Genomic DNA, 26090 nt, shown 5'->3' with positions numbered 1-26090 from the left:
TTGGAGAGAAAATGGCAAATGTTTATGATTTAATTGTCGTTGGTGGCGGACCTTGTGGGATCGCTAGCGTTGTTGAAGCCAAAAGAAATGGCTTAAATAATGTTTTGCTCCTTGAAAAAGGTGACAATCATAGCCAAACGATCAGAAAATTTTACAAAGATAATAAGCGTGTAGATAAAGAGTATAAAGGACAAGATAGTACGATCCATGGGCTAGTTTCATTTGAGGATGGTACTAAAGAGAGTACGCTTGACTATTTTGATAAGCTGCTTGACACTGAAAAAATTGAAGCTTTTTTTAATTCTGAAGTTGAGAGTGTAAAAAAAGACGGAGAAATTTTTAACGTAACCACATCAAAAGCAGTCTATAAAACTAAAAATGTGATGATTTCTATTGGTAAAATGGGACGTCCAAACAAGCCTGATTATAAAATACCGCCATCACTAAATTCAGTGGTAAATTTTAACCTTGACAGCTGTACAAATGGAGAAAAAGTACTTGTTGTTGGCGGTGGCAACTCGGCGGTTGAGTATGCAATAGAACTTTGCCAGTATAATAAAACGACTATTGCTTACAGAAAAGATAACTTTAGTCGTGTTAATGAGACAAATTTAACTGCACTTTGGGAGCTTGAGAAACACAACAAGATAAAAGTAAGGCTAAATCACGATATAACCGAGATAGACAACGAGTCTGGTAAGGTTAGAGTACATTATGAAAATGGCAAAATTCGCGTATATGACAGAGTTGTTTATGCGATCGGTGGCTCAAGTCCGGTTGATTTTTTACAAAAATGCCAAATCAAAACTGACGATAAAGGCACTCCAATAGTCGATAGTAATTACCAAAGTAGCGTACCAGGGCTTTATGTTGGCGGTGATATTGTATTAAAAAATGGCGGTTCGATCGTAGTGGCCCTAAATCATGCTCATAGTGTCATTAAAGACATTTTAAAAGGCAAGGCACAAGCTTGATAAATAAATTTTTACTAGCTTTTTTTTGTTTGATTCTTGGCTTTTGCCTCTCATTTTTAAGATCTCAAAAATATGAGGAAAAGCCAAACGATATAAACAAGACTATTTATTCTATAAATTTTGACAACCTTTCAGAAGAAGAGAAACAAAAATATATCAGTAAGGACGATCTATACGAGTATGGTGGTTATATAACACCAAAAAGCTATATGCAAAATTTTACTGAAATTAGTGACTTAAATTTATCAAATAATGTAAATGAACTCAAAGAGCAAGTTCGTGAGCTGAGCAAAAAAAATCAAATTTTAGCTGCTGATAATATCGATATTAGTGAGAAAAATTTAGATTTTATAAGCAAGATTTCGGAGTTGAAAAAAAATATTGAAAATGAAAAGAACGAGATAGTAGAGAAAAATCAAAAGACTCTAGGCGAGCTTGAGATGCAGCACTTCGAAAATATCCAGACTTTAACAAAACGTCTAAATGAGGCTCAATCCGATATGATAGAGAGCTCAAAGGCATATGAAAAAAAGATAATCGATCTTGAAAACGCTATAAGTGAAGCCAAGAATGGCGATGAAAATAAGATAAAAGAGATCGAGGCAAATTTTAATAAATTTAAAGAAAATCTTGATGCAAATTTTACTGCACTAAAAGAGCAAAATATTGAACTAAATGCGTCTTTGAATCAAAGAGAAGCGATAATAAAAGAGTATGAAAATGCTCAAAAAGAAAAAGAGAAAAACGAAAAAAAGGAAATTTTGATCTTAAAAGAAGAGATCGAGCGAGTCAAAAATGATGCTAATGCTCAAAAATTTAGCTATGAAAAAGAGATAAATGCACTAGCTGATGGCTTTGAGACACAAAAAAGTGTTATGGAAGATGAGCTTTCAAAAAAAGCAAATAAAATAATCGATCTTGAGGAAGCACTTGAGTCAAATAAAACCGCTTTAAAAGATAGAATTTATGAGCTTGATGAGATAAAGAAAAATCTAAACTCAAAAGATCTAGCAGTTGAAAACTACAATGGCAAAAATTTAGAACTAAATGCCTCATTAGCAGCACTTCGTAAAAGTTTCGATGATCTAAAACAAAAAAATCTTAAAAACGAGCAAGAAAATAAACTTGCAAATGAAAATATCGGCTTGCTTAAAAAAGAACTCGAGCGAGCAAATGCAGCAAACAAAAGACTTGATAAGCAAAATTTAGATGCAAATGCAAGCTTGGATGAGCTAAATAAAAAGCTAAAATTAAGCGAAGAGAGCCTTAAAAATGCGCGAGATGAGTTAAGAACGCTTGATGCAAAAACGAATAAATTTTTAAAAACCTTGTTTGAACAAAATCAAACCCTCTCTTTACAGTTTCAAAAACTTAGCTCAAATGAGAGTGAGCTGAAAAATTTAAATACAAAGATAAACTCAAAAGATGAAAAGATAAAAGAGCTGGAAAATAATCTTACGCAAACTAGTCAAATGTTAGCTTCAAAGCAAAATGAGCTTGAGGTGCAAAAAAGGACGCTAAAGATCGATATGCAAAACTATGAAATTTTGCGTCAGCAAATAAATATTTTGCAAAAAAAGATAGTTGACACTTCGACACTTTTGGTAGACAGCAACAACAGTGGTAGCAAAAATTTGCTAAGCTTGCAAAACGAGCTTGAAAGCGCAAAACAAAAGCTAAACGAGAGCAATAAGACTATCGAGCGGTTAAATTCTAAGATAAGCGAGCTTAGTTCATCCGGCGCAAAGGGCAATACAGTAAATGCTCAAATCATTGAGCTTCAAAAGGATATTGAGCAAAATTTAAATAGGCAAGATGAGCTCGAAAATGAAAATGTAAATTTAAAAAATATTTTACAAGCTACGACAAAACCTGAAACTCCAACAAAACTCGTTTTGATCTCTAGCCTAGAGTGCGACGATATGGACGCAAACGATAAGGTCAGCGTGATGTGCAAGAATAGGGTGAGTGAATTTTTACAAAGATTTAACTCAAACTACCTCTACGAGATAATTCCAATCGTAGATAAGAAAAATTTTGTCATCCCATCAAATGTGGCTCAAAGTATCAAAAAAGACGACCTTGGTAGGCTAAACAACTATGTAAATTATGGTGTTGGCAAAGAGCGTGCGAAGGCAGCAGCTGGACTTATAAAAGAAGAATTTGGTGATTTTGCTAGGATCAGTTTTAGCTCCGAAGTGATCGTAAAAGATGTTACGCGTGGCTTTATAATCAAGGTTTATAGATGATCTTAGCCCAGCTTCAAAGTGGCTATCGCTACAACAGCGATACGCTGGTACTTTATGATTTTATAAGCTCAAGTTTGAAAAATTTTTCAGGTAGGATTTTAGATGTTGGCGCAGGGTGCGGGATACTAGGACTTTTGCTTAAGCGTGACTTTGAAAAAGCAACTCTTTGCTCGCTTGATATATTGAAAATAAATGGTGAAATTTCTAAATTTAATGCTCATCAAAATGGCTTGGAGGCAGAATTTATAAATGCCGACTTTGCAAAATTTAAAGATAGTGAAAAATTTGACCTCATCGTCTCAAATCCTCCATTTTATCACGAGGGTACAAAGCAGAGTGAAAACGAGCATATAAAGGTTAGTAGATATGTGAGTTCTTTGGGTCTAAAAGACTTTATAAAAGGCATAAGTGTAAATTTAAAACCGCACAAAAGGGCGTTTTTTTGCTACGCTCCTGATGATATTAGTGAGATCGTAACGTGTCTAAAAGAGTTTAAGCTAAATTTAGTAAGCCTAAAATTTATTCATACAAAGGCTGATAAACCAGCAAATTTAGCCCTATTTGAGATAAGAAATAATTCAAACTCAAAGTTAAAAGTTTTGCCACCTTTAGTGATGAGTGAAAATGGCTCGCATACAAAAGAGGCGATTGAAATTTTTAAAAAAGCTAATACAAACAGCGTTGATTATCAGGAATTAGCGTGAAAGTACAAGGTTTTAGTTATGAGTTTGATGCTAGCTTTTGCGAGAGCTGCGGTGGCAAGTGTTGCACTGGTGATAGTGGGTATATTTGGATAAACGAAGAAGAAATTTCAAAATTTTGCACAGCTTTTGAGATGAGTAAAGATGAGTTTGAAAAGCAGTTTTTAATAAGAGTTGGGCTAAGGTGTAGTATAAAAGAAAAGCCTTATGAGGATGGCTTTGCTTGCATATTTTTTGATGAAGCCAATAAAAACTGTTCTGTTTATGAGCTAAGGCCGCAACAGTGCAGGACTTTTCCGTTTTGGGATTATTTTAAAAAAAATTTAAAGGAGTTAAAAGCAGAATGCGTTGGCGTAAAATTTTAGTAATTTTTATAAGCATCTTTTTTAACTCGCAGCTACTTTTGGCTGAAGATAATAAAAGTATAAATTTACGTCTAATGCAGGCTTTGTTGTTTCAAGATAGTGGAGATGTGAACGCTAGCATTCAAGCCTACATAAACATTTTTAAAGATACAAATCAAAAAACTTATCTAAAAGAGGCTATCAAACTTGCCTTTGCGACTAAGAATGAAAATTTAAACGCTCTTATGAGTGAAGGAGAAAAAAATTTAAAAGATGATAGTGACTTTATCCGTATAAAGATCGCAAATTTAGTAAATTTCTCAAAGCTAAATGAGGCTAAAAATTTGATGCAAGAGCTAGCCACAAAAGAGCCAAATGCTCAAAATTTACTCATGCTTGGCACGATTTGTATGATGCAAAATGAGGCAGCAACAGCCTTAAAATACTTTGAAGAGGCGTATTTGCTAAAGCCAGAAGAAGAAAATTTACTCCGTATCGTTGATATTTTGATAAATCGCATGGATAAGATAAAAGACGCTACAAAGTATCTTGAAAAATTTAAAGAGGATCAAGGATGCACGCTAAAGACTTGTGAACTTTTGGCTGAAATTTACTCCCAGCAAAGAAATTTTCCAAAAGTGATCGAGCTTTTTGAAGAGCTTTATGACCTAAGCCATGATACCTCGTATCTTGATAAGATCGTGCAGTTTTTTATCTATGAAAAAAATTACAAAGCAGCCATTGAAATTTTAAAAAAATATAGCTATAACGATACAACACTTATAGATCTTTATGCTGCAACGAATAATTTTGGCGATGCGTACATACTTGCTGTTAAAATTTATAATGAAAGTAGGGATTTAAATTTTTTAGCAAAGGCTGCCATTTACGAATATGAGATGAATAAAGACAGCTTAGATGAACAAAAAATGACTGAAATTTTAGATAAATTTGAAGCTAGTGTGCCAAAACTAGAAAATGATATGTTTTTTAACTACTATGGCTACTTGCTAATAGATCATGATATAGATCCTAGAAAGGGTGTAGAGCTTGTGCAAAAAGCACTTGATATCTCGCCTGATTCGCCTTATTACGAGGATTCGCTAGCGTGGGGTTATTTTAAGCTAGGTGAGTGCAAAAAAGCAAAAAGTATCATGCAACATGCAATGAAAGATGTAGATTTTAGAGCTTCAAAAGAGGCAAAAGAGCACCTACACCTAATAGAACGCTGTATAATAAATTTAAACAAAAGGCTTAAAAAATGATACTTGACGAGATAATAAAAAAGACAAAAGAAGACCTTAAAAAGAGAAAAGCCGAGTTTCCTATGGAGTGGCTTGGTCGCTCACTAGCATATAACCCATATGTGCCAAGAGATGTTTTGAACGCACTTAGATCAAGTGAGAATGAGCCGATAAAAATCATAGCCGAGATCAAAAAAGCTAGCCCAAGCAAGGGCGTGATAAGAGAGGATTTTGAACCGATAAAAATCGCGCAAGAGTACGAGCAGTACGCAAATGCCTTTAGTATATTAACTGAACCACATTGGTTTAAAGGCGATATTGAATACATCACTCAAGTTCGCCGCTACGCCTCAAGGCCGATCCTTAGAAAAGACTTTATCATTGATAAATATCAAATTCTTGAAGCACTTGTTTACGGAGCAGACTTTATCCTGCTTATTGCCAAAGCACTAACGCAAGGCGAGCTAAAAGAGCTTTTAGACTACGCTCATCATCTAGGACTTGAAGTATTGGTGGAGACCCATGATGCGAGCGATGTGAAAAAAGCGATCTTTGCAGGAGCAAATATAATAGGGATAAATCACAGAAATTTAGATGATTTTACGATGGATATGAGCCTTTGCGAAAAGCTAATACCACTTTTGCCAAATGCCAAGATAATAGTAGCCGAAAGTGGACTATATGAGCACGAGCAGCTTAGAGAGCTAAGTAAAATAGGTGTAGATGCTTTCTTGATCGGAGAGCACTTTATGAGACAAGATGACATAAAAAATGCCGTCAAAAAGATAAAGGAGGGTGAGTAATGCAGCACCTTTGTGCCCCTTGGAGAAGTGAATACTTTAGTGCCAAAAAAGATAGTTGCGTTTTTTGTGATGTTATAAACTCAAACGATGATGAGAAAAACGGCGTACTTTTTCGAGCCAAGCATTGCTTTGGGATTATGAATTTATATCCGTATTCTCCAGGGCATTTCATGATAATACCAAATCAGCACACAGATAAGATCGAAGAGCTTAATGAAGAGACTTGGTTTGAGATGAGTAAATTTGTAAGACTTGGTGTTAAAATTTTAAAAAAAGAGCTTCATGCTCAAGGTGTAAATATCGGTATGAATTTAGGCAAGGCAGGCGGAGCTGGCATCGCTGAGCACGTACACTATCATCTTGTTCCAAGGTGGAGTGGAGATACAAATTTCATAACGACAATCGCCGATGTGAGAGTGAATGGAACGCCATTTCATCCGCTTTTTGAAAAGCTAAAAAAGGCTTTTAGTGCCACTATATGAGCTTGATGTAAGCGAGTGGTTAGAAAAAAGAAGCTCGTTTGAAATTTTAATAGACGCTAGATCACCTCATGAGTTTAGCTATTCACATATAAAGGACGCCATAAATTTATACGCATTAAACGATGCAGAGCATAAAGAGGTAGGCACTATCTACAAAAACGATAGAGCTCTAGCCAAGAGCCTTGGCGCAAAATATATCTGCAATAATCTGCAAAATATCATTGATGAAGTCTATAAAAGATGCAGGGTTGGCTCAGCTATTGGCATTTACTGCGCAAAGGGCGGACTTAGGTCAGGATCAGTAGCTTTTGTGCTAAGTATGATTGGATATAGGGTTTTTAGGCTAAATGGTGGCTACAAGGCTTATAGAAATCATGTTTTGGAATTTTTAAAAGGCCCTTTAAGTACGAAATTTATAACACTTTTTGGAAATACTGGCTGCTACAAAAGCAAGCTTATAAGAGCTCTAAGTCCGGCAATAGATCTTGAAGTCATGGCAAATCATTTAGGCTCGGTATTTGGAGAGATAAACGGTGCCCAACCTAGCCAAAAGAGCTTTGAAGATGCATTATTTGAAAAACTTATCACGCTAAAAGATGAAATTTGCTTTATCGAGGGCGAGAGTAGAAGGATCGGCTCACTCACGCTTCCAAAGAGCCTTTATGAGGCAATGCGTAGTGGCATTAATGTTGAAGTGAGTGCAAGTTTAGAAAATAGAATTTCGTGCATCACGAGCGATTATAAAAGTGTGGATAAGGCCTTTTTTGATGAGTGCATAAGGAAAATTTCGCCGTTTATAGATAAAGAAGCTAGAGATGAAGCTGTGGCTAAATTTAACCAAAACGACATTGCCAAAGTAGCTGAAATTTTACTTACAAAGTACTACGATAAAGTCTATAAGAAAAATGAAAATATTAATGTTTTTATAAATTCTGATGACTTTGACAAGGCTATAAAAACCTTAAACGAGATAAGAGATAAAGCTTAAAATACTAAAAATAATACATTAAATTTTATGTAAAATATTTTGTACTATTTTTATAAGATGGTAAAAATTTTTTCAAGAAAATCAAAGTAACACCTAAAATTCGCTAGAAAGTTAAAATGGATTTAAAATGCTTTGGGATATAATTTGCAATAAATTTATCAAAAGGCTAAAGTGATGATAAAACAAATTTCTGGTTCACAGATGATAAGCGAAGCCTTGCACGAAGAGGGTGTCGATATAGTCTTTGGCTATCCTGGTGGTGCAGCTTTAAATATCTACGACGAGACATACAAGCAAACTTACTATAGGCATATTCTGGTTCGCCACGAGCAAGCAGCTGTACATGCAGCAGACGGATATGCAAGGGTTAGCGGTAAAGTGGGTGTTGCTTTTGTGACGAGTGGCCCTGGTTTTACAAATGCAGTCACAGGCCTTGCCACAGCTTACAGCGATAGCATACCGATTGTGCTTATAAGCGGTCAGGTACCGACATTTATGATAGGCACAGATGCATTTCAAGAGATCGATGCGGTTGGAATTTCACGCCCATGCGTCAAGCACAATTTTTTAGTAAATAGCGTCGAGGAGCTGCCTCGCATTATAAAAGAGGCCTTTTATATCGCAAGATCAGGCCGCCCAGGACCAGTTCATATCGACATTCCAAAAAATATTACATCAAAGCTTGGTGATTTTGTATATCCAAAAGAAATTTCTATCCCAAGTTACAAGCCGACCTATAAAGGCAATTCAAAACAGATAAAAAAGGCGGCAGTTGCGATAAATGAAGCAAAAAGACCGCTTTTATACATAGGTGGTGGTGCGATCGCATCAAATGCTAGCGATATCATCCGTAAATTTATGCAAAAAACAGGCATTCCAGCGGTCGAAACTCTAATGGCTCTTGGCGTTCTTGACGCGAAAGATAAGCTAAATTTAGGCATGGCAGGTATGCATGGTAGCTACGCTTCAAACATGGCTTTAAGTGAGTGTGACCTTCTTATCTCACTTGGAGCTAGATTTTGCGATAGGATCACTGGCAGAACGGACGAATTTGCAAAACATGCAAAGATAATTCACATTGATATAGACCCAAGCTCTATTTCAAAGATCATAAACGCCCATTTCCCAATAGTTGGAGATCTTGCAAATGTGCTAACAGAGCTTTATGACGAAGTAAAAGGAAAACCTGATAACTACGCACCTTGGAGAGAAATTTTAGATAGATATTCAAAGCTAAATCCTCTAAGCTATACAGATAGTGACACAGTACTTAAACCACAATGGGTTATCGAAGAGACTGCGAAGATAGCTGGACCTGATGCTATCATCTCAACAGACGTTGGCCAGCACCAAATGTGGGTGGCGCAGTTTTATCCATTTAATAGAGCAAGGCAGCTTGTAACAAGTGGCGGACTTGGTACGATGGGATACGGCCTGCCTGCAGCGATTGGCGCAAAGTGTGCGATGCCAGATAATCTAGTTATAAATTTTACAGGTGATGGTTCGATACTCATGAACATCCAAGAGCTGATGACTGCCTGTGAGACGAAGGCTCCGGTTATCAATATAATCCTAAACAATAACTTCTTAGGCATGGTTCGTCAGTGGCAGACATTTTTCTATGAAAAACGCTATTCGTCGACTGACCTTAGCCTTCAGCCTGATTTTACAAAGATCGTTGAGGGTTTTGGCGGTGTTGGCTTTGTTTGTAAGAGTAAGGACGAGTTTAGAAAGGCTTTAAAAGAGGCGATCGATAGCAAAAAATCAGCGATGATCGACGTTAGGATCGACCGTTTTGAGGATGTGCTTCCTATGGTTCCAGCAGGGGCTGCGATTTATAATATGATATTAAAGAGCAAGGAAGAAAAATGAGCAGTATAAGAAGAACGATATCGGTTATAGTTTTAAATGAACATGGCGTCTTGGCTAGAATTTCTGGACTTTTTGCTGGCAGGGGTTATAACATCGACACGCTTACAGTTGCTCCAATACCTGAGAGCAACTTCTCAAGACTAAGCATCGTAACTAGTGGCGACGAGAGGGTCTTAGAGCAGATCGTAAAGCAGCTTCATAAGCTCATACCAACATATAAAGTCATAGAAAGTGGCGAATTTGTCGAAAAAGAGATGGCTCTTGTTAAAATTCCTCTTGGTGAAAATTTTGCAGGCCTTGAGGCCATACTAAAGTCATACAACGGCATCGTGACAAACACAAATGAAAACTATATAGTCGTCATGGTGGCTGACGATGCGAGTAGGATAGAGAGCTTTTTAAAATCTATAAAGAAATTTAACCCAGTTGACGTCGTACGCGGCGGATCTGTGATAATGGATATATGATGAAACTAAGTGAAATAGCTTTAAAAGTAAACGCTACTTTTAGCGGAGAAGATATAGAAATTTTTGCCTTAAATTCTTTAAAAAATGCAAATAAGGCCGAGCTAACATACTGCGATGGCGAGAAAAATGCTAAATTTATAAGTAACTCAAATGCTGGAGCTATTTTGGTCACAAAAGCCCTTTTGGACCTGGTGCCAGCTGGCATGGTCGCACTTGTCTGCGACAATCCACATCTTGCATTTGCCTTGCTTAGTAAAGATTATGCAAAGCCATTATTTTGCGAGCCAAAGCCATCAAATATAGCTCCAAGTGCTACTATCATGCCAAATGTCTACATCGGCTCAAACGTGAGCGTGGGCGAAAACACGATAGTCATGGCTGGGGCATTTTTGGGCGATAATGTGACTATTGGCAAAAACTGCATCATCCATCCAAATGTTGTCATTTACAACGACTGTGTGGTTGGAAATGAGTGTCACCTGCTAGCAAGCTGCGTGATTGGAAGTGATGGCTTTGGCTATGCACACACAAAAACTGGCGAGCATGTGAAAATTTATCACAATGGCAATGTTGTTTTGGGCGATTATGTCGAGATCGGTGCTTGCACGACGATAGATCGTGGAGTATTTGAAAGTACCGTGATCGCAAACTACACAAAGATAGACAACCTCGTTCAAATAGGGCACAACTGCGAGCTTGGAAACGGCTGCCTTATCGTCTCACAAACTGGCCTTGCTGGCTCAACGATACTAGGCAGAAACGTCGTCATGGGCGGGCAAAGCGGCTCGACTGGACATGTGAGTGTGGGTGACTTCGCACAGATCGCAGCACGTGGTGGTGTTAGTAAAAATTTACTAGGTGGTAAAAAATACGCCGGAGCTTATCCGATAATGGAGCTTTCGGAGCAGTTTAAATTTCAAGCAAAAATTTTGAGATTTTTTAAGAAAAATTAATCATAAGCTTTTGTGGGATTTACCTACAAAAGCTCTTTTAAAATATACAAATAAGTCGTCAAAGCAATTTATCTAAAGTATTCTTTCTTTGATCACTCTAGCTGTTTCTATCGCTATTTCTAGCTCTTCGTTTGTTGGGATGATGAGCGTTTTTATTTTGGCATCTTTATCATCTATGCACCTTTCGCCTATCTCGTTTGAGAAATTTAGATCGTGATTTATGTGAATGCCAAGATGCTTTAGATCATCACAAATTTTTTGCCTTGTATTTGGTGCATTTTCTCCTATGCCGCCAGTAAATATGAGCGCATCTACGCGTCCCAAAATGGCATAATACGAACCAATATATTTTTTAACTCGGTAGCAAAACATATCAAATGCAAGCCTTGCGCGCTCGTCATTTTCCATTTTAGCTACGACATCTCTCATATCACTTGAGCCACAAATTCCAAAAAGTCCGCTTTTTTTGTTTAAAAAGTTATCAATCTCGTTCCATTTTAAAACACCGATATTTAGCAGGTAGATGACTACAGCTGGATCCATATCGCCACTTCTTGTACCCATTATGAGCCCTTCAAGTGGACTTAGACCCATTGATGTGTCGATACTTTTGCCGTTTTGCACCGCGCAGGCTGAGGCGCCGTTGCCTAAATGAAGCGAGATGGCGTTAAATTTATCAAACTCTATGCCAAGCATTTTAGCCGCTTGCTTGCAAACATATCTATGTGAAGTGCCGTGAAAGCCGTACTTTCTTATGTGATGAGTCTTGCAAACATCGTATGGTAGGGCATAGCGGTAGGCATACTCTGGCATGCTTTGGTGAAAAACGGTGTCAAAAACAACCACGTGAGGCACGTTTCTACTCTCTTTCATCGCATTTTTGATGCCAGCAAGGTGCCCTGGGTTGTGAAGAGGGGCAAGTGGGCTTATCTCCTCGATCTTTTTAATAACGCTCTCATCAACGATCATCGAGCTAAAAAAGCTCTCTCCGCCGTGCACTATCCTGTGTCCTATGCCGTCAAGCTCACTTAGATCGTGCAGAGTGTGTGAGGTAACAAAAAGCTCGTTCATAGCTTCAAGTCCGTCATGGTGGTCTTTTATAAAGCGGTTTATCTCGTATATTTCGCCATTTGCTTTTAGTATGGCCCTTGAGCTATTGCTGCCGATCTGTTCGACCAGACCGCTTGCTAGGCTCGTTTTGGTATCCATTGCAAAAAGTTGAAATTTTATCGAACTACTACCTGAGTTTAAAACCAAAATTTTCATATTATTCTCCTGCTTGTATAGCGCTGATTAGGATAGTATTTACCACGTCTTCGACAAGGCAACCGCGGCTTAGGTCATTAACTGGCTTTTTTAGCCCTTGAAGTATCGGACCCACAGCTAGAGCGTTTGCGCTTCGCTGAACTGCTTTATAGCAGATGTTTCCGCAGTTTAAATTTGGAAAGATAAAGACATTTGCATGCCCAGCTACATCAGAGCTTGGCATCTTTTTGCTAGCGACACTTGGCTCGATAGCTGCATCAAACTGAATAGGTGCTGCAATTTTTAAATTTGCATCGAGCTCGCTAGCTTTTTTAGCAGCTTCTTTTATAAATTCCACATCAGGCCCACTTCCACTCTCAGCTGTAGAGTAGCTCAGCATAGCGATCTTTGGACTAAGGTCAAATGCACTTGCCGTTTGAGCGCTACTTAGCGTGATGCTAGCAAGCTCATCTGAGCTTGGATTTGGCGTGACAGCACAGTCTGCAAAGAGCAAAATTTCTTCTTCAAGTGCCATGAAAAATGCCCCACTTACCACACTTACATTTGGCTTTGTTTTTATGACCTGTAAGGCAGGGCGTATCGTATCGGCCGTACTCATTGTAGCACCACTTACTAGTGCGTCTGCCAAGCCTTCATGAATTAGCATCGTGGCAAAGTAAATTTTATCTTTTGCAAGTGCGTTAGCCTTGGCTTCATCAACGTCTTTATGCTTTCTAAGCTCATAAATTTTTTTTGCAAATTCATCTGTCAGCTCGTTTTGCGCTGGGTTGATCACTTTGGCTTTGCTCAAATTTAGCCCAAAAGCAGCTGCCTTTTTTGAAATTTCGCTCTCAAGTCCTAGTAAGATGATATTTGCCGCATCTTTTTCTAGTACGATGTGAGCAGCTTTTAAGATCCTCTCATCATCGCTTTCTGGCAAAATAACGGTCTTATTTGCCATTTTGGCTCTTTTTAGAAGCAAGCTTTGAAATTTAAAAGGAGTGACGATCTGGGCGTTGTAGTTTAAAATTTCATCAATTTTATCGGTAATTAGAAGCTTTGAGTTTGGATTTAGTGTTTTTAACTCACTTGCATTTTCGTCAAAAATTGGCGTGTTTAAATTTTTAGCAAGTTTTAAATTTAGCTCGCTTTTACCAAAGACACTAAAGCTCTCACAGCCAAGAACTATAACAAAGTCGCTTTTGGCTTTTACCTCATCAAATTTGTCTATAAATTTGAGAAAAAACTCTTTTTCATTTGAGTTTATTAAGTTATTTTTATCGTTTTCATCTGGGATTATTTTAAAAATCTCAACTTTTTTGAATTTTGTAGCTATAATTTCTTGCAGATGTGCTAAATTTTTGTCTGTAAAAACGTAACAACTTTTCATTTGTGACCTTTTTTAGGAACTTAAATTGCTTGATTTTAGCACAAAGATACTTATTCTAAGGCATTTTTATGAATTATAAAATGATTTGGCTCGTCTTATCCGCGGGCATTTTTTACACAGGTTGCACACCAAGTGCTGACCCTCACATCAACATGAAACCCCCTGTCTACGTCGAACAACTTCCAGCAAAAGATAACGGCAGTGGTCAAAGTAACGCTGGTAGCCTTTTTGGCAAGGGTGACAATCCTCTATTTTCAGATAGAAAAGCGATGAACGTAAATGACATCGTGACGATCATCATCTCAGAAAACGCAAGCCAAATTTCAAGTGGAAGCAAAAGCACCAACAAAGATAGCACTGTCTCGCTTGGCGGAGGTGTATTTACGGCTGGAGCGTCACCGCTTTCAACTGTGGCTGAAAATTTAAACAAATATGGCGACATCGGCTTTAAAGCAGGTGGTGGCAATAAATTTACAGGTAGTGGCACGAGCAATAGGAGCGAGAAATTTACTGCAACTATCTCAGCTAGGATCATAAAAATACTAAATAACGGCAATTACTTTATCGAGGGTAGCCGCGAGCTACTTATAAACGGCGAAAAGCAGATCATGCAAGTAAGCGGAGTCATTAGGCCTTACGACATCTCACAAAACAACGAAATTGACTCAAAATACATAGCTGACGCCAAAATTTTATACAAAACCGAGGGCGAGCTAGACAAATCTACCAAAAAGCCTTGGGGTACAAGGCTCATGGAGGCTATCTGGCCATTTTAATGCAAATTTAAAAGCCTAAATTTAACTTCTTTTAGGCTTTTAAAATTTATCAAAATTTTTCAATAAATGCCTATGTATTATGGCTAGCAATTTTATCTGTAAGAAGGGTATTATGACCAACTATAAGATGAAAGATGACTTTGGTTTAGACGGGGTTAAGTTTGTAAAAAGTATTATTTCGTTTATCCTTGCTGGCGCTAAAAAGAAGAATGTTAGCTTTGGTTGCACCGAGTCTTTGGCGCACTTTTTGAGCAATTTTATCTATGAAAAACGAGATAAATTTAACATTAAAAATGTTACTTTAAGCGGGGATTTATTTTATAATAAGGTAGTTAGTAACTTGATAAAAAAGCACCTAAACCCAAATATAAAAACAAATTTTGACCCAGGATTTGGCATTGAGATCAAGCTTTAGATATGAGATCAAAGGCTTAGTTCAAGGCGTTGGCTTTAGACCTTTTGTCTATACTTTGGCGGATAAACTTGCCATTGTTGGCGAAATTTACAACGACGACGAGGGCGTAAAGCTAAATTTTAGCGGAGAAGAGGCTAGTTTTTTGGCTTTTGAAAAGGAGCTCTATGAGAAGCTACCAGCCCTTGCTAGGATCGATGAGCTGCATAAATTTAAGATAGATCAAATTTATGAAAAGCTTGAGATCATCGCCTCAAAGAGAGCCACCAAACAAGCGCCCATTTTGCCTGATTACGCACTTTGTGATGACTGCCTGCGCGAGTTTTATGACCCCACAAACCCACGCTACAAGTACCCATTTATAAACTGCACCAATTGCGGGCCGAGATTTTCCATTATCAAAGCATTGCCCTATGACAGGGCAAATACGACGATGAACGAGTTTAAAATGTGCGAGCTTTGCGCCAAAGAGTACAAAGATCCGCTCGATCGCCGCTACCACGCAGAGCCTATCTCTTGCCCAAACTGCGGGCCAAAGCTATATTTGAAAGATAAATTTGGTAAAGTCTTGGCTAGTGGGAACGAAGCGGCCAAAGAGGCGGCTAAACTCATAAACAAGGGTAAAATTTTAGCCATTAAAGGGCTTGGTGGTTTTCATCTTGTTTGTGACGCGACAAATGAAGCCGCAGTTAGCGAGCTAAGAGCTAGAAAACACCGCCCAAGCAAGCCCTTTGCTCTAATGAGTAAAAATTTAGAAAATGCTAGAAAAATAGCAAAAATTTCAGAGGTAGAGGCTAAGCTTCTTACCTCAAATTTAAAGCCAATCGTCTTGCTCGAGGCAAAAAGTGGCTCAGACATCGCAAAAAGCGTAGCTCCAAATTTAAACAAGCTTGGCGTCATGCTCGCATTTAGTGGCATACATCTTTTGCTTTTTGACTATCTTTTGCACGACATCATCGCAACTAGCGCAAACATATCAGGTGAAGTTGTCATAAAGAACGAGAGCGAGCTAAGAAAAAAGCTAGGCGACGTCATAGACTTTTACCTTGATAACGACCGAGAAATTTACTCACCAAGTGACGATAGTATCGCATTTTGCGTTGGTGATGAAGTTATTTTTACAAGAACAAGCCGTGGCTTAAATCCAAATTTTATTCATACAAATTTTAAGCAAAAAGGGACATTTTTGGCTCTTGGGGCGGAGCTAAAAAGCTCATTTTGTATCTACAAAGACGGCCTTTTGATGGTTAGCCCATATATAGGAGATCTAAAAAATGTGGCAACTTTTGATAGGTTTAAAGACATTTTTAGACTTTTTGAAAAGACTTATGATCTAAAAATTGACAAGGTCATAGCCGATCTGCATCCAAATTTTTTAAATACAAAATGGGCAAAAGAACAGGGTTTTGAGCTAGTTCATCTGCAGCACCACTACGCGCATCTACTAAGTGTAATGTTTGAAAACGAGCTTACAAATAAAGAGTATCTCGGGTTTTGCTTTGATGGAACCGGATATGGAGAGGATGGCAAAATTTGGGGTGGAGAGGTTTTTAGGCTAGATAAAAAGGACTTTAATAGAGTTTATCATTTTGATGAATTTAGCTTATTTGGTGGCGAAAATAGCATCAAAAATATCTATTTAATCGCTTATTCTATTATTTTGAAGTACTCACTTGAGGAAGAAGGGCGTAAATTTTTAGTAAATTTTGATGAAAAAATACTTCATAATTTTAAAAAAATGGAGCAAAAGGGGCTAAATTTAGTCCGCACTAGCTCGGTTGGTAGGATATTTGACGCATTTGGGGCGATTATTTGTGGGCTTTTTCACTCTAGTTTTGAGGGTGAGAGTGGTATGAGGCTTGAAGCGCTTTATGATAAAAATTTAGATGTGTGTTATAAATTTAGTTTAAATGCTGGAGTGATCTGCTTTAAAGAGGCTTTTAAAAATGCTTTAAAAGATGAGCCAACGGTGGCTGCAACGGCATTTATAAATGGTATAGCTGATATTATTTTTGAAATTTCTAAAAATGAGAAAAAGGAGGTTTTATTAAGTGGTGGAGTTTTTCAAAATAAGACTTTACTTGACATTATTTACAAAAAATTTACTAAAGTAAATTTGAAATTTCATATCAATAAAAAATTATGTAGCAACGATTCTAACGTAAATTTAGGGCAAATTTATTATTATTTATCTACATTTTAAAAGAACTGATGTATAATGATTGTAAACGGTAATCAAACGAGAAAGGAGCAAAAAATGGATAGTGTTATACGTTTTAGTGTTTCTTTACCTAGTCAGTTACTAGACGAACTAGATAGGAAAGTTAGCGAACAAGGCTACGCTTCTAGGAGCGAATTTACGAGGGATCTGATCCGTGAAAAGATCGTAAATGATAGCTGGAAGGACGCTAATGAAGAGTTGATCGGTGTTTTGACACTAATTTATGTGCATCATCACAACGATTTGGTAAATAAAAAAATGGATATCGAGCATGACTCTGACGTGAAAATCATCTGTACAAATCACGTACATGTCGATCATCATAACTGCTTAGAAACGATCTCTATAAGAGGTGAGGCGGCCAAAATAGAACGCTTTTCTGAGAGAATCGCTGGTTTAAAAGGTGTTAAATTTTCTAAACTTACAAAGGCTGCTGTTCCTAAATTTTAGGATGTAAAAGTCTTTGTGGTGGTAGGAAATTTAGGAGTTTTTAACAAGTATAGCAAGCAGCTGGTTTCTTATAGCTGCGTTGTTTATTGCATTTGTCTTTCAAAATAGTTTTAAGCGGTTTTTGTAGTTTTTGTAAATCGATATTGAGTTTTGCCGATTTGCTCGTGCAAACTCCATATCATTTGAATAAATGATAATTTGATGGTCATTTACTCTTTTTATTGGGCTTTGACTAAAATTCAAATTTCTAAAAATTTTTTGAACTCATCCAAATATCTCTTCTTATCATTTACACTATATTTTTATATAATAACAACAAAAATTTGATCCTTATTACTACATTTTACGCTGGCTAAGAGGCTTCTTATGTTTTAATGAGCTTGCAAAGGAGTTGTTGTTGAACTTTTTAAATAAAATTTTTCTAGCAAAAGAGCTGGATCGGTGGCAAAGTGACGGTATAGTCGATAAAGAGACCGCTATAAAAATAGCAAATTTATACGACATCGACACTAACGCTCATAGTGACAAGATAAGTTTTGTCCTAAAACTCGTAGCATATCTCTTTTTTGCACTGGCATTTTTTACTCTCGTTGGTGCAAACTGGGAAGAGATACCAAGACTAGGACGTTTGGCGCTTGTGTTGTTTGTACTTGGGCTTGTAAATTTTGGTGGAATTTACTATCTCGCAAAGGGAAAGGAAAATCTATCAACGGCGATGTTTTTTCTTGGAAATTTCTGCTTTGGTGCGGCGATTGCACTTATTGCCCAAATTTATCACATTAGTGATGAGCCAAGCGGCGGTATCTTGCTTTGGAGTATCGGAGCGTTTGCGGTTTCTTTTGCTAGTAAAAAAGGTGTGTTGGTAGCCCAAAGCCTTATCTTTGCAACGGTTTGGTTTTTTATGAGAGGCTATCAGGGCGATTTTGGTTTTGGCTTTATCATTTTTATAGTACTTGGTGCATATACGCTTTACAAAGACGACTCAAAATGGCTTGCTTTTGTGCTTTTTATAGATATCTTTATATACATCATTTCATTTTGCGGCTACATTAGTGGTCTTAGAGCGATATTTGATTATGGATTTTTGTTTGGACTTCCTATGGTTGCGATCGTATCGCTATCTTATGCACTTTTACTTATTAGTATTTCGCCTCTACTAGATAAATTTAGAGCAGGGCTTGGCACATTTGCAAAAGAATTTGGTAAAAATTTTGGCGTTTTTGTGTTGTTGCTTTGTCTGCTTTTATTTGAAGAAAGAAATTTATTTGAGGTTGGAGATGAAGAGCTTTGGTTTGTGAAGTCGTTTTTTAAAAGCAACTTTGGCTTTGTTTTTATACTATTTAGTGTTGCTTATTTTGCACTATTTTTTAAAGAAAAAAACAAGAGTGGTTTGCTGCTTGGGGCACTGCTCGTGTCGTTGCCATTTGTCTTTAGCTACGGTCCTGGTTATGCAAATATATTTTTTTCGCTCGCAAATATCATAACAGCTGCGGTTCTTATCAAAAAGGGTGAGTTAAAACTTGGTCTTTGTATGATATTTTTGGTTACAGCTGTAAGATACTTCCAGCTAATAGGTGATTATATCGGCGCTACGGCACTATTTATGGTGTTTGCTTTCATAGTGCTAGTTGTGGCTAGAAAAGGACGTAAAAAATGAAGATAAAAGTATTAATAGTAGCTGTGGTTTTTCAAATTTTGCTTATTGGTATTATGCTTGGCTACGCACTTATGCCACTTTATTTTGGGCAAGAGGTAAGAGTAAGGGTCAATCTTTATGATCCAAGAGATCTTTTTCGCGGAAATTATGTTGATTTAAACTATGAATTTTCAAATTTCCATTCAAGAAATTTTGATGAAAATGATGAAAATAACCGCTATATCGACCAATACGATGAGAGAGTAAGAGATGGGGCTAGAGTTTATGCTGTTTTAAAGCCAGATGTTAATGGCACTTACAGCTTTGCTAAATTTAGTATAAGCAAGCCAGACAATGGAGTGTTTTTAGCTGGTAGATATGACGGCTACTCACTCGTAAAATACGGCATAGAGCAGTTTTATATGTCGCCTGATAGTGCGGCTAATACTGAAAATGAAATGAGAGAAGAAGATGTTAATGCATATGCTGTTTTGATGGTGATGGATAGTGGCAAGGCTAGATTAAAGGATCTAATAATTCAAAAGAGTGCTGGAAAGAATAGTAAAAAATTATTTGGTGATGAAAATTTTGACAAGCTGGATGAAGATATTAGACAAAAAGAGTAGGGTAAATTTAGTCAAAACATTTGTAAAAAATCGCTTATATTTTAAATTTAAATGAAAATTTAAATAAGTTAATTAATTTTGATCTATTTGTAAAAACTCCCAAAAATTTAATTTTATTTTTAAATTTAAGAGTTAAAATCTCCATAAATTAATAAAAAAGGATAAAAAAATGTGCAAAGATTGCGGTTGCTCAATGGGTAATCACGCTCATGCCCACACTCATGTAGATGGCACCACCCACTCACATTTTCACACTCACGATGGTCATATCGATCACGCACACGACGCACACGAGCACAGTCACGATGCTCACGCACATCCAGTGCTAAATGAGAGTAAAACTATAGACGTGATAGAGAAAATTCTCTCTGAAAATGATAAAGAAGCTGCTCACAACAGAGCTCATCTTGATGAAAAAAAGATACTTTGTGTAAATTTAATGAGTAGCCCAGGTGCTGGCAAGACCACGCTTCTCGAGGCTACGATAAAGGCTGGTAAGTTTAAAATAGGCGTTGTTGAGGGCGATTTGGAGACAAATCAAGACGCCGACCGTATAGTAAAGGCTGGCGCAAAAGCTCATCAGATAAGCACAGGTCAGACCTGTCACTTGGATGCTTTTATGGTGCACGAAGGCCTTCATCACTTGCCACTAAATGAGCTTGACCTAGTCTTTATAGAAAATGTTGGAAATTTAGTCTGCCCTGCTAGCTACGATGTGGGCTCGCACTTTAACGCTGTGCTTCTTTCAGTGCCAGAGGGCGATGATAAGGTGAGCAAATATCCAGTGATGTTTAGGGCTGCTGACGTGCTTCTCATTACAAAAGCTTCGCTCGCACCACACTTTGACTTTGATATCGAGCGGGTTAAAAATGACGCTAGGAAGTTAAATCCAAAGGTTGATATCTTTGTGGTAGATAGTAAAACTGGTGAAGGTATCGATAAATGGATAAGCTATTTGGAATTTAAAAAAGAGCTAAGATAATGTGTCTTTCGATCCCTTCAAAAGTAGTAGAAATAGATGATAACAATGTCGCTACGGTAGAGACTCTAGGAGTTACTAGAAAAGTAAGCCTTGATCTTATATCTGAAGAGGTAAAAGTTGGCGAATACGTGCTAATTCACGTTGGATACGCAATGCAAAAGATTGATACAAATTTTGCACTTGAAAGTCTTGAAGTCTATCGGCAGATCGCTGATGATATGAGCGATGGGAAAATTTGATGGATCTTATAAATGATTTTCGCGATAAGGATCTGATTTTAGCCCTTTCAAAACTTATACAAAAAGAGAGCACAAAAACCCTAAATATCATGGAAATTTGCGGCGGCCACACGCATAGCATTATGAAATTTGCACTGCCAAGCTTGGTTGGAGAGCATATAAATTTCGTCCACGGACCAGGCTGTCCGGTCTGCGTGATGCCAAAGAGCCGCATAGACGAGGCCTGTAAGCTCGCTAGCATGCCAGGAGTGATCTTTTGCACGTTAGCCGACATGCTAAGAGTGCCTGGCTCAAAGACAAGCTTGCAAAAGCTTCGCGGCGAAGGCCACGACATAAGAGCGCTTTATACGCCACTTGATGCGCTAAATATCGCTAAACAACATCCAGACAAAAAGGTCATATTTTTTGCCATTGGCTTTGAGACGACGACTCCGATGAGCGCAAATTTGGTTGAAAAAGTGCTTCAGCAGGGTATTAAAAATTTATACTTTCACATAAATCATGTAACCGTCCCAGCGCCAGTTAGAGCTATAATGAGCGATGAAAACGTGAAGATAGACGCATTTTTAGGCCCAAGTCACGTGAGTGTCATTACTGGTAGTAAGATTTACAAAGAGCTAGCAGATGAGTTTAAAAGACCGATTGCCATTAGTGGTTTTGAGCCGCTTGACATAATGGCAAGTGTCTTAAATTTAGTCCGTCAGCAAAACGCAGGCACATATGAAGTCTATAACGAGTACGCAAGGGCGGTTAAAGAAGAGGGAAACGTCAAGGCAAAAGAACTCATAGCTAAGTACTTTGAGCCGTGTGATTTTGTCTGGAGGGGGCTTGGCGAGATAGCACAAAGCGGCATGAAGCTAAAAGACGAGTTTGCCCACCTTGACGCCAGAGTGCAGTTTGACTGCAGCGTAGAGAGTGCCGGCGAGAGCAAGGCTTGCATTTGTGGGCAAATTTTAAGAGGGCTAGCAAAGCCGACAGAGTGCAAAGTCTTTGGCAAGGTTTGCAACCCGCAAAACCCGCTAGGATCGTGCATGGTCTCAAGCGAGGGCGCTTGTGCGGCATATTTTAAATACGCAAGAGTTGGTTAAGGAATTTAATGAAAAAGATAATGCTAAGCCACGGCGGAGGCGGCGAGGAAATGAACTCGCTTATAAACGAGACGATATTTAAAATTTTTGATAATGAAATTTTAAGGCAGAGCAACGACTCGGCGATATTAAATTTGGGCGGCAAGATCGCTTTTAGCTCTGATAGCTTCGTGGTAACTCCCATTTTTTTTAATGGCGGTGACATCGGCAAGATCGCAGCTTGTGGCACGATAAACGACCTTGCGATGGTTGGTGCAAGCGCTAAATACCTAAGCTGTTCGCTCATAATCGAAGAGGGGCTTAGCATAGAAGAGCTTGAGTGTGTGCTAAGCTCGCTTGCAAAAACTTGTAAAGAAAGTGGCGTAAGCGTAGTTTGTGGTGATACGAAGGTTGTGCCAAAGGGCAAATGCGACAAAATTTTTATAAATACATCTGGTATCGGCGAGATAGTTTGTGAAGGCGTGGAGCTTAAAAATTTAAAAGCAGGGGCTAAAATTTTAATCTCTGGAGATGTTGGCAGACACGGCGGCGTGGTGCTTGCAGCAAGAGAGGAATTTGAGCTCGGACTTGATCTAAAAAGTGACTGCAAGAGCCTAAAAGAGGTTGCTTTAAGGCTATTTAGTGCTGGTATAAAACCGCAGTGCATGCGTGATGCGACAAGGGGCGGACTAAGTGCGGTGCTAAATGAGTGGGCTAAATTTAGCAAATTTGACATCTTGGTTTTTGAAGAAAATATCAAGGTCGCAAACGAAGTGATGGGCGTTTGTGAGCTGTTTGGTTTTGAGCCTTATGAGCTTGCAAATGAGGGCACTTTTGTGATGGCTGTTGATGAGAGCGAGGCCGAGGATGCGCTTAAAATTTTAAGAGAATTTGATAAAAATGCGATGATAATAGGCGAGGTAATGGATGTTAAAAACGAGCGTGTCATCATCGAAAACGCCTATAAATCAAGAAGATTTCTCGAGCCGCCAAAGGGCGAGCTACTGCCAAGGATCTGCTAATGCACGAGCTTAGTATCGTTCAAAATTTAGTTAGCCTTTGCAAAAAAAATGCCGCCAAAGAAAACGCCAAAGAGGTTAGCCGGATCGAGATAAAGGTTGGCCGTTTAAGCGGAGTGGAGCCTCATTATTTGCAGAGTGCCTTTGATGTTTATAAGGCTGGTACGATCTGCGAAAACGCCGAACTTGTGATAAATTTACAAGCCGTGGTTATTGAGTGCTTGGATTGCGGATTTGGTGGGGAACTTAGCGAAAATGACTTTACTTGTCCAAAGTGCAAGAGCCAAAATTTAAAGGTGACTGACGGCGAGGACATGTATCTCATGCGTCTTGAAATGAAGTAAAATTTAAACTCTAATACTTAAATACAAATATAGTCTATTAAATTTTTGCCAGGAAGAAATAGTATCAAAACTTGGTTTGATTATTTAAAATTTTTACATTTGCAATCACACTAAAAGCACTTTTTATTCAAATATCAAAAACGGAGCTTGTAGGACGTTTCTTATTATCTTTAGTGGTGAGAGCAGGGCGTCTTGCAGAATTTGTGTCGAGTACTCTGGCTTTTCAGTTGTACCGCGTATAGCGATGATGGTTGAGAGCGAGCGATCCTTGCCTAGAATTATTTGATTAACAAGCGGTATCTTGTCAATGATACTGCTGGCATCTTTTAATAGCTTTAGCTCAAGATCGATATTTATCTTTTTACTCTTTAGATCTATCGTGCCTCGTCCGCCTATGTCGGCACTTGTTCCTATCATCTCTATCGCCAAAAATTCAATCACATCGCCCCTTCTAGTGAGTAAAATTTTACCGTTTTTGACCGTAAAGCCTTTGTCGTTAAAATCAGGAGTTTTAAAGCTAAGAAGCGATGGTACCGAGTTTAGAAAGCTAAGTAGTCTTTGATAAAAAATGTAGTCTTTTAGGTATGTACCAAAAAACCTCACTTCAGCTTTAAAGTCTTTTGCATTTTCGCCGAGTAGTTTTAAGCGAAATTTACCGCCCTCAAAGCTCTTGATACCAAAAAGGTCGTTGATAAATTCGCCGCTTATGTCGGTTGCGTCTAAGTTTATACTCTTTTCATCGTTAAAATAGCCAAGTCTGCCTTGCTGAGCTAGGCCATTTAGTGAGATGCTTTTGCCCTTTTTCTCGGCACTAAAACTAGTAAATGGTAGGGTTTTGTTTAAATCTTTTAAAATAATATCGCCGTTTTTTGCCAAGAGCTCAAGCGGTGTGTTTTGCTCGCTGGTTTCGTTACCGTCAAGTACTAGCAAATCTAGATCTTGAGTTTTTACATTTATGGCTTTTTCTTTTATGTCTAGGCTTAGCTTTTTACTCGCACTATCTACTTTTACACCAGCTTTTGAGACTAAAATTTTAAGATCATCATTTTCATAATTTGAGCCATTTTTATCTAAAAACGGCATATCAAATTTTACTTCTTTGGCCAAAATGTCAAGATCTACAAAATCATTACTTTTGATACTAATTTCATCAAAGTCAAGCACGCCGTTTTGCTTTAAAACTGGCGAGTTTTGTAAAACAAATTCGCTATTTTTTGTTGAGATAACATTCTCATCTCCAAAGCTCATATCAAGCCCAAATGGTTCTATCTTAAGTAAAGTCTTATCATCCTTGCTAAAGTCTAAAAAAACAGTAAATGGCTCATTTTTAAAGGCTAAAATTTCATCATTTTTTTCTTTTAGATCAAAGCTTTCTATTGTGCCTTTTATCTCGCCAGTACTTTTTTGTAAATCTATATTCGCTTTGGCATTTGCCTTAAAAAAGTCAAGCCCAAAGCCAGTAGCATCGATATTTAAATTTGTTGTATCTATGAGCTTTACGAGAGCGTTTTTGGTATTAAATTTACTTCCGGCTATTTCTAGGACTGCATCGCTGATTTTAAACTCTCCATTTGCGATGACGCTTTTTTCATCAAAATTTTCAAGGCTTTTTTCATCAAGTTTGATTAAAATTTTTAAGTTAGCATCCATTTTTCCGCTTAGCTGTCTAACTGGTACGATGATTTTGTAAGCTTTTAAAATGTCATTTATCGCCTCATCATAGATCGATTTTGTCTTTATAAATAGCTCTAAGTTTGCACTTTTTTCATCAAATATATTATTTATCGTAACATTTGAGCCATCAAGCTTTTTGCCTTTGTAAATGGGTGCTGTAAGATCAAATTTAAGCTTTGAGTTTTTAAGCGTAATATTTGCTTCGCTCACGTTTACTGCCGGCAGACCTTTTTCAAATTTAACGAGTAAATTTTTGGCATTTGCAGTGGCATTTAGATCATTTAGATAAAAGTCATTTTTAGCTAGATTAGCCTTACCGTTTATCTCATTTAGATGGTAGTCGTTTGCTACGATATAGCCATATATCCAGCTTTTTACCTCGCTGTTTAGCTCTATACGTTTATCAAGTTCATCGATGAAATCCTTAATACTACCAGCATTTACGTCGTAAGCTTTATAGGTTAAAAATGTATCTTTTAGAGCAAAATTAAGCTTGCCATTTAGCTCATGAGATGTGAAATTTCCATCAAATTTATAGTCATTTTTATCAAAATTTGCACTCCCTTCTCCACTAATGCTTATATTAAAATCCTTAAAACTTAAATTTCTAACACTAAAGAGATCTACGCCATTTTGTTGTTCGTTTTGGAATTTGATGTCTACATTTAGATAAGGGCTATCTACGAAAAAAATATCATCTAAAAATAGAATTTTTAGTTTGAAATTATCTCCTATTTCTACATTTTCAAGTGATATTTCTTGAAAAATTGTATCTATAAAATCTACGCTTTTGCTAAGGTTTAAAAGACGTTCATCGCTACTTTTTTGTTCACTTTCTTTTTTAAATTTTGGGAGTCTTATCTGCTTTGCTCTTACAATTATTTTTTTATCTAACTTTATATATAATTGCTCCAATTTTACGCCGTAAAATT

At 37.6% G+C, this 26090-nt stretch carries 25 protein-coding genes; 22 read left to right on the top strand and 3 right to left on the bottom strand.

The window, feature by feature from the left end; all coding sequences use genetic code 11:
• Positions 1-11 precede the first annotated feature (11 nt).
• The 11 genes from ACTTKV_RS00280 to lpxD all read left to right on the top strand — a co-directional run bounded on the left by ACTTKV_RS00280 (position 12) and on the right by lpxD (position 11077).
• Positions 12-974: an NAD(P)/FAD-dependent oxidoreductase gene (locus ACTTKV_RS00280; protein WP_442548688.1), complete on the top strand. Its 963-nt coding sequence runs from the start codon at positions 12-14 to the stop codon at positions 972-974.
• On the top strand, positions 971-3223 hold the full coding sequence (locus ACTTKV_RS00275) for a hypothetical protein (RefSeq protein WP_442548687.1): 2253 nt from the start codon (positions 971-973) through the stop codon (positions 3221-3223). The genes ACTTKV_RS00280 and ACTTKV_RS00275 overlap by 4 nt, the downstream gene beginning before the upstream one ends.
• The gene (locus tag ACTTKV_RS00270) at positions 3220-3927 is read left to right on the top strand and encodes a tRNA1(Val) (adenine(37)-N6)-methyltransferase (RefSeq protein ID WP_442548686.1); all 708 of its coding nucleotides are present in this window, start codon (positions 3220-3222) and stop codon (positions 3925-3927) included. The genes ACTTKV_RS00275 and ACTTKV_RS00270 overlap by 4 nt, the downstream gene beginning before the upstream one ends.
• Positions 3924-4289: a YkgJ family cysteine cluster protein gene (locus ACTTKV_RS00265; RefSeq protein WP_442548685.1), complete on the top strand. Its 366-nt coding sequence runs from the start codon at positions 3924-3926 to the stop codon at positions 4287-4289. The genes ACTTKV_RS00270 and ACTTKV_RS00265 overlap by 4 nt, the downstream gene beginning before the upstream one ends.
• Entirely contained in the window at positions 4268-5533 is a 1266-nt protein-coding gene (locus ACTTKV_RS00260; protein WP_442548684.1) for a tetratricopeptide repeat protein, read from the top strand. Before ACTTKV_RS00265 ends, ACTTKV_RS00260 begins: the two co-directional genes overlap by 22 nt.
• A complete protein-coding gene (gene trpC, locus ACTTKV_RS00255) occupies positions 5530-6315 on the top strand; it encodes an indole-3-glycerol phosphate synthase TrpC (RefSeq protein WP_442548683.1) in 786 nt (261 codons plus the stop codon). Before ACTTKV_RS00260 ends, trpC begins: the two co-directional genes overlap by 4 nt.
• Positions 6315-6797: an HIT family protein gene (locus ACTTKV_RS00250; RefSeq protein WP_442548682.1), complete on the top strand. Its 483-nt coding sequence runs from the start codon at positions 6315-6317 to the stop codon at positions 6795-6797. Before trpC ends, ACTTKV_RS00250 begins: the two co-directional genes overlap by 1 nt.
• Positions 6784-7785, top strand: coding sequence for a tRNA 2-selenouridine(34) synthase MnmH (gene mnmH, locus ACTTKV_RS00245; RefSeq protein ID WP_442548681.1), 1002 nt, complete (start codon positions 6784-6786; stop codon positions 7783-7785). Before ACTTKV_RS00250 ends, mnmH begins: the two co-directional genes overlap by 14 nt.
• 177 nt (positions 7786-7962) lie before the next feature.
• Positions 7963-9657 carry an acetolactate synthase large subunit gene (locus ACTTKV_RS00240; protein WP_442548744.1) on the top strand — a complete coding sequence of 565 codons (1695 nt, stop codon included), beginning with the start codon at positions 7963-7965 and terminating at the stop codon, positions 9655-9657.
• Positions 9658-9662: 5 nt separating this feature from the next.
• On the top strand, positions 9663-10124 hold the full coding sequence (gene ilvN, locus ACTTKV_RS00235; RefSeq protein WP_223154204.1) for an acetolactate synthase small subunit: 462 nt from the start codon (positions 9663-9665) through the stop codon (positions 10122-10124).
• Positions 10124-11077 carry a UDP-3-O-(3-hydroxymyristoyl)glucosamine N-acyltransferase gene (gene lpxD / locus ACTTKV_RS00230; RefSeq protein WP_442548680.1) on the top strand — a complete coding sequence of 318 codons (954 nt, stop codon included), beginning with the start codon at positions 10124-10126 and terminating at the stop codon, positions 11075-11077. Before ilvN ends, lpxD begins: the two co-directional genes overlap by 1 nt.
• Positions 11078-11149: 72 nt before the next feature.
• On the opposite strand, the gene ACTTKV_RS00225 is transcribed toward lpxD, so the two are convergent.
• Positions 11150-12343, bottom strand: a complete 1194-nt coding sequence (locus tag ACTTKV_RS00225; RefSeq protein ID WP_442548679.1) for an acetate kinase — start codon at positions 12341-12343, stop codon at positions 11150-11152.
• A gap of 1 nt (position 12344) precedes the next feature.
• Positions 12345-13712, bottom strand: a complete 1368-nt coding sequence (gene pta / locus ACTTKV_RS00220; RefSeq protein ID WP_442548678.1) for a phosphate acetyltransferase — start codon at positions 13710-13712, stop codon at positions 12345-12347.
• A gap of 68 nt (positions 13713-13780) precedes the next feature.
• Between pta and flgH the strand changes: the two genes are divergently transcribed.
• The 11 genes from flgH to hypA all read left to right on the top strand — a co-directional run bounded on the left by flgH (position 13781) and on the right by hypA (position 23484).
• Positions 13781-14488 (top strand): flagellar basal body L-ring protein FlgH, encoded by a 708-nt coding sequence (gene flgH, locus ACTTKV_RS00215; RefSeq protein WP_442548677.1) that lies wholly within the window; start codon positions 13781-13783, stop codon positions 14486-14488.
• A gap of 112 nt (positions 14489-14600) precedes the next feature.
• Complete coding sequence (locus ACTTKV_RS00210; RefSeq protein ID WP_442548676.1) at positions 14601-14903, top strand: Kae1-like domain-containing protein; 303 nt, start codon at positions 14601-14603, stop codon at positions 14901-14903.
• A complete protein-coding gene (hypF, locus tag ACTTKV_RS00205) occupies positions 14887-17103 on the top strand; it encodes a carbamoyltransferase HypF (RefSeq protein ID WP_442548675.1) in 2217 nt (738 codons plus the stop codon). Before ACTTKV_RS00210 ends, hypF begins: the two co-directional genes overlap by 17 nt.
• A 54-nt stretch (positions 17104-17157) precedes the next feature.
• Positions 17158-17571: a nickel-responsive transcriptional regulator NikR gene (nikR, locus tag ACTTKV_RS00200; protein ID WP_087584539.1), complete on the top strand. Its 414-nt coding sequence runs from the start codon at positions 17158-17160 to the stop codon at positions 17569-17571.
• A 397-nt stretch (positions 17572-17968) separates the two neighbouring features.
• On the top strand, positions 17969-19228 hold the full coding sequence (locus ACTTKV_RS00195; RefSeq protein ID WP_442548674.1) for a DUF2157 domain-containing protein: 1260 nt from the start codon (positions 17969-17971) through the stop codon (positions 19226-19228).
• Positions 19225-19833 (top strand): GDYXXLXY domain-containing protein, encoded by a 609-nt coding sequence (locus ACTTKV_RS00190; protein WP_442548673.1) that lies wholly within the window; start codon positions 19225-19227, stop codon positions 19831-19833. The genes ACTTKV_RS00195 and ACTTKV_RS00190 overlap by 4 nt, the downstream gene beginning before the upstream one ends.
• Positions 19834-20002: 169 nt before the next feature.
• Complete coding sequence (gene hypB / locus ACTTKV_RS00185) at positions 20003-20815, top strand: hydrogenase nickel incorporation protein HypB (RefSeq protein ID WP_442548672.1); 813 nt, start codon at positions 20003-20005, stop codon at positions 20813-20815.
• On the top strand, positions 20815-21054 hold the full coding sequence (locus tag ACTTKV_RS00180; protein WP_442548671.1) for a HypC/HybG/HupF family hydrogenase formation chaperone: 240 nt from the start codon (positions 20815-20817) through the stop codon (positions 21052-21054). Before hypB ends, ACTTKV_RS00180 begins: the two co-directional genes overlap by 1 nt.
• On the top strand, positions 21054-22142 hold the full coding sequence (hypD, locus tag ACTTKV_RS00175; RefSeq protein ID WP_442548670.1) for a hydrogenase formation protein HypD: 1089 nt from the start codon (positions 21054-21056) through the stop codon (positions 22140-22142). Before ACTTKV_RS00180 ends, hypD begins: the two co-directional genes overlap by 1 nt.
• Before the next feature lie 8 nt (positions 22143-22150).
• Positions 22151-23143, top strand: coding sequence for a hydrogenase expression/formation protein HypE (gene hypE / locus ACTTKV_RS00170; RefSeq protein WP_103640715.1), 993 nt, complete (start codon positions 22151-22153; stop codon positions 23141-23143).
• Complete coding sequence (gene hypA / locus ACTTKV_RS00165) at positions 23143-23484, top strand: hydrogenase maturation nickel metallochaperone HypA (protein WP_442548669.1); 342 nt, start codon at positions 23143-23145, stop codon at positions 23482-23484. Before hypE ends, hypA begins: the two co-directional genes overlap by 1 nt.
• 123 nt (positions 23485-23607) lie before the next feature.
• Here hypA and ACTTKV_RS00160 read toward each other — a convergent pair whose 3' ends face one another.
• A complete protein-coding gene (locus ACTTKV_RS00160) occupies positions 23608-26073 on the bottom strand; it encodes a YhdP family protein (protein WP_442548668.1) in 2466 nt (821 codons plus the stop codon).
• Positions 26074-26090: the final 17 nt, after the last annotated feature.

Source organism: Campylobacter sp. (genome assembly GCF_052169515.1).
Classification (GTDB): domain Bacteria; phylum Campylobacterota; class Campylobacteria; order Campylobacterales; family Campylobacteraceae; genus Campylobacter_A.
The sequence above is the reverse complement of the archived record's forward strand: the minus strand, read 5'-3'. Positions and strand labels throughout refer to the sequence as shown.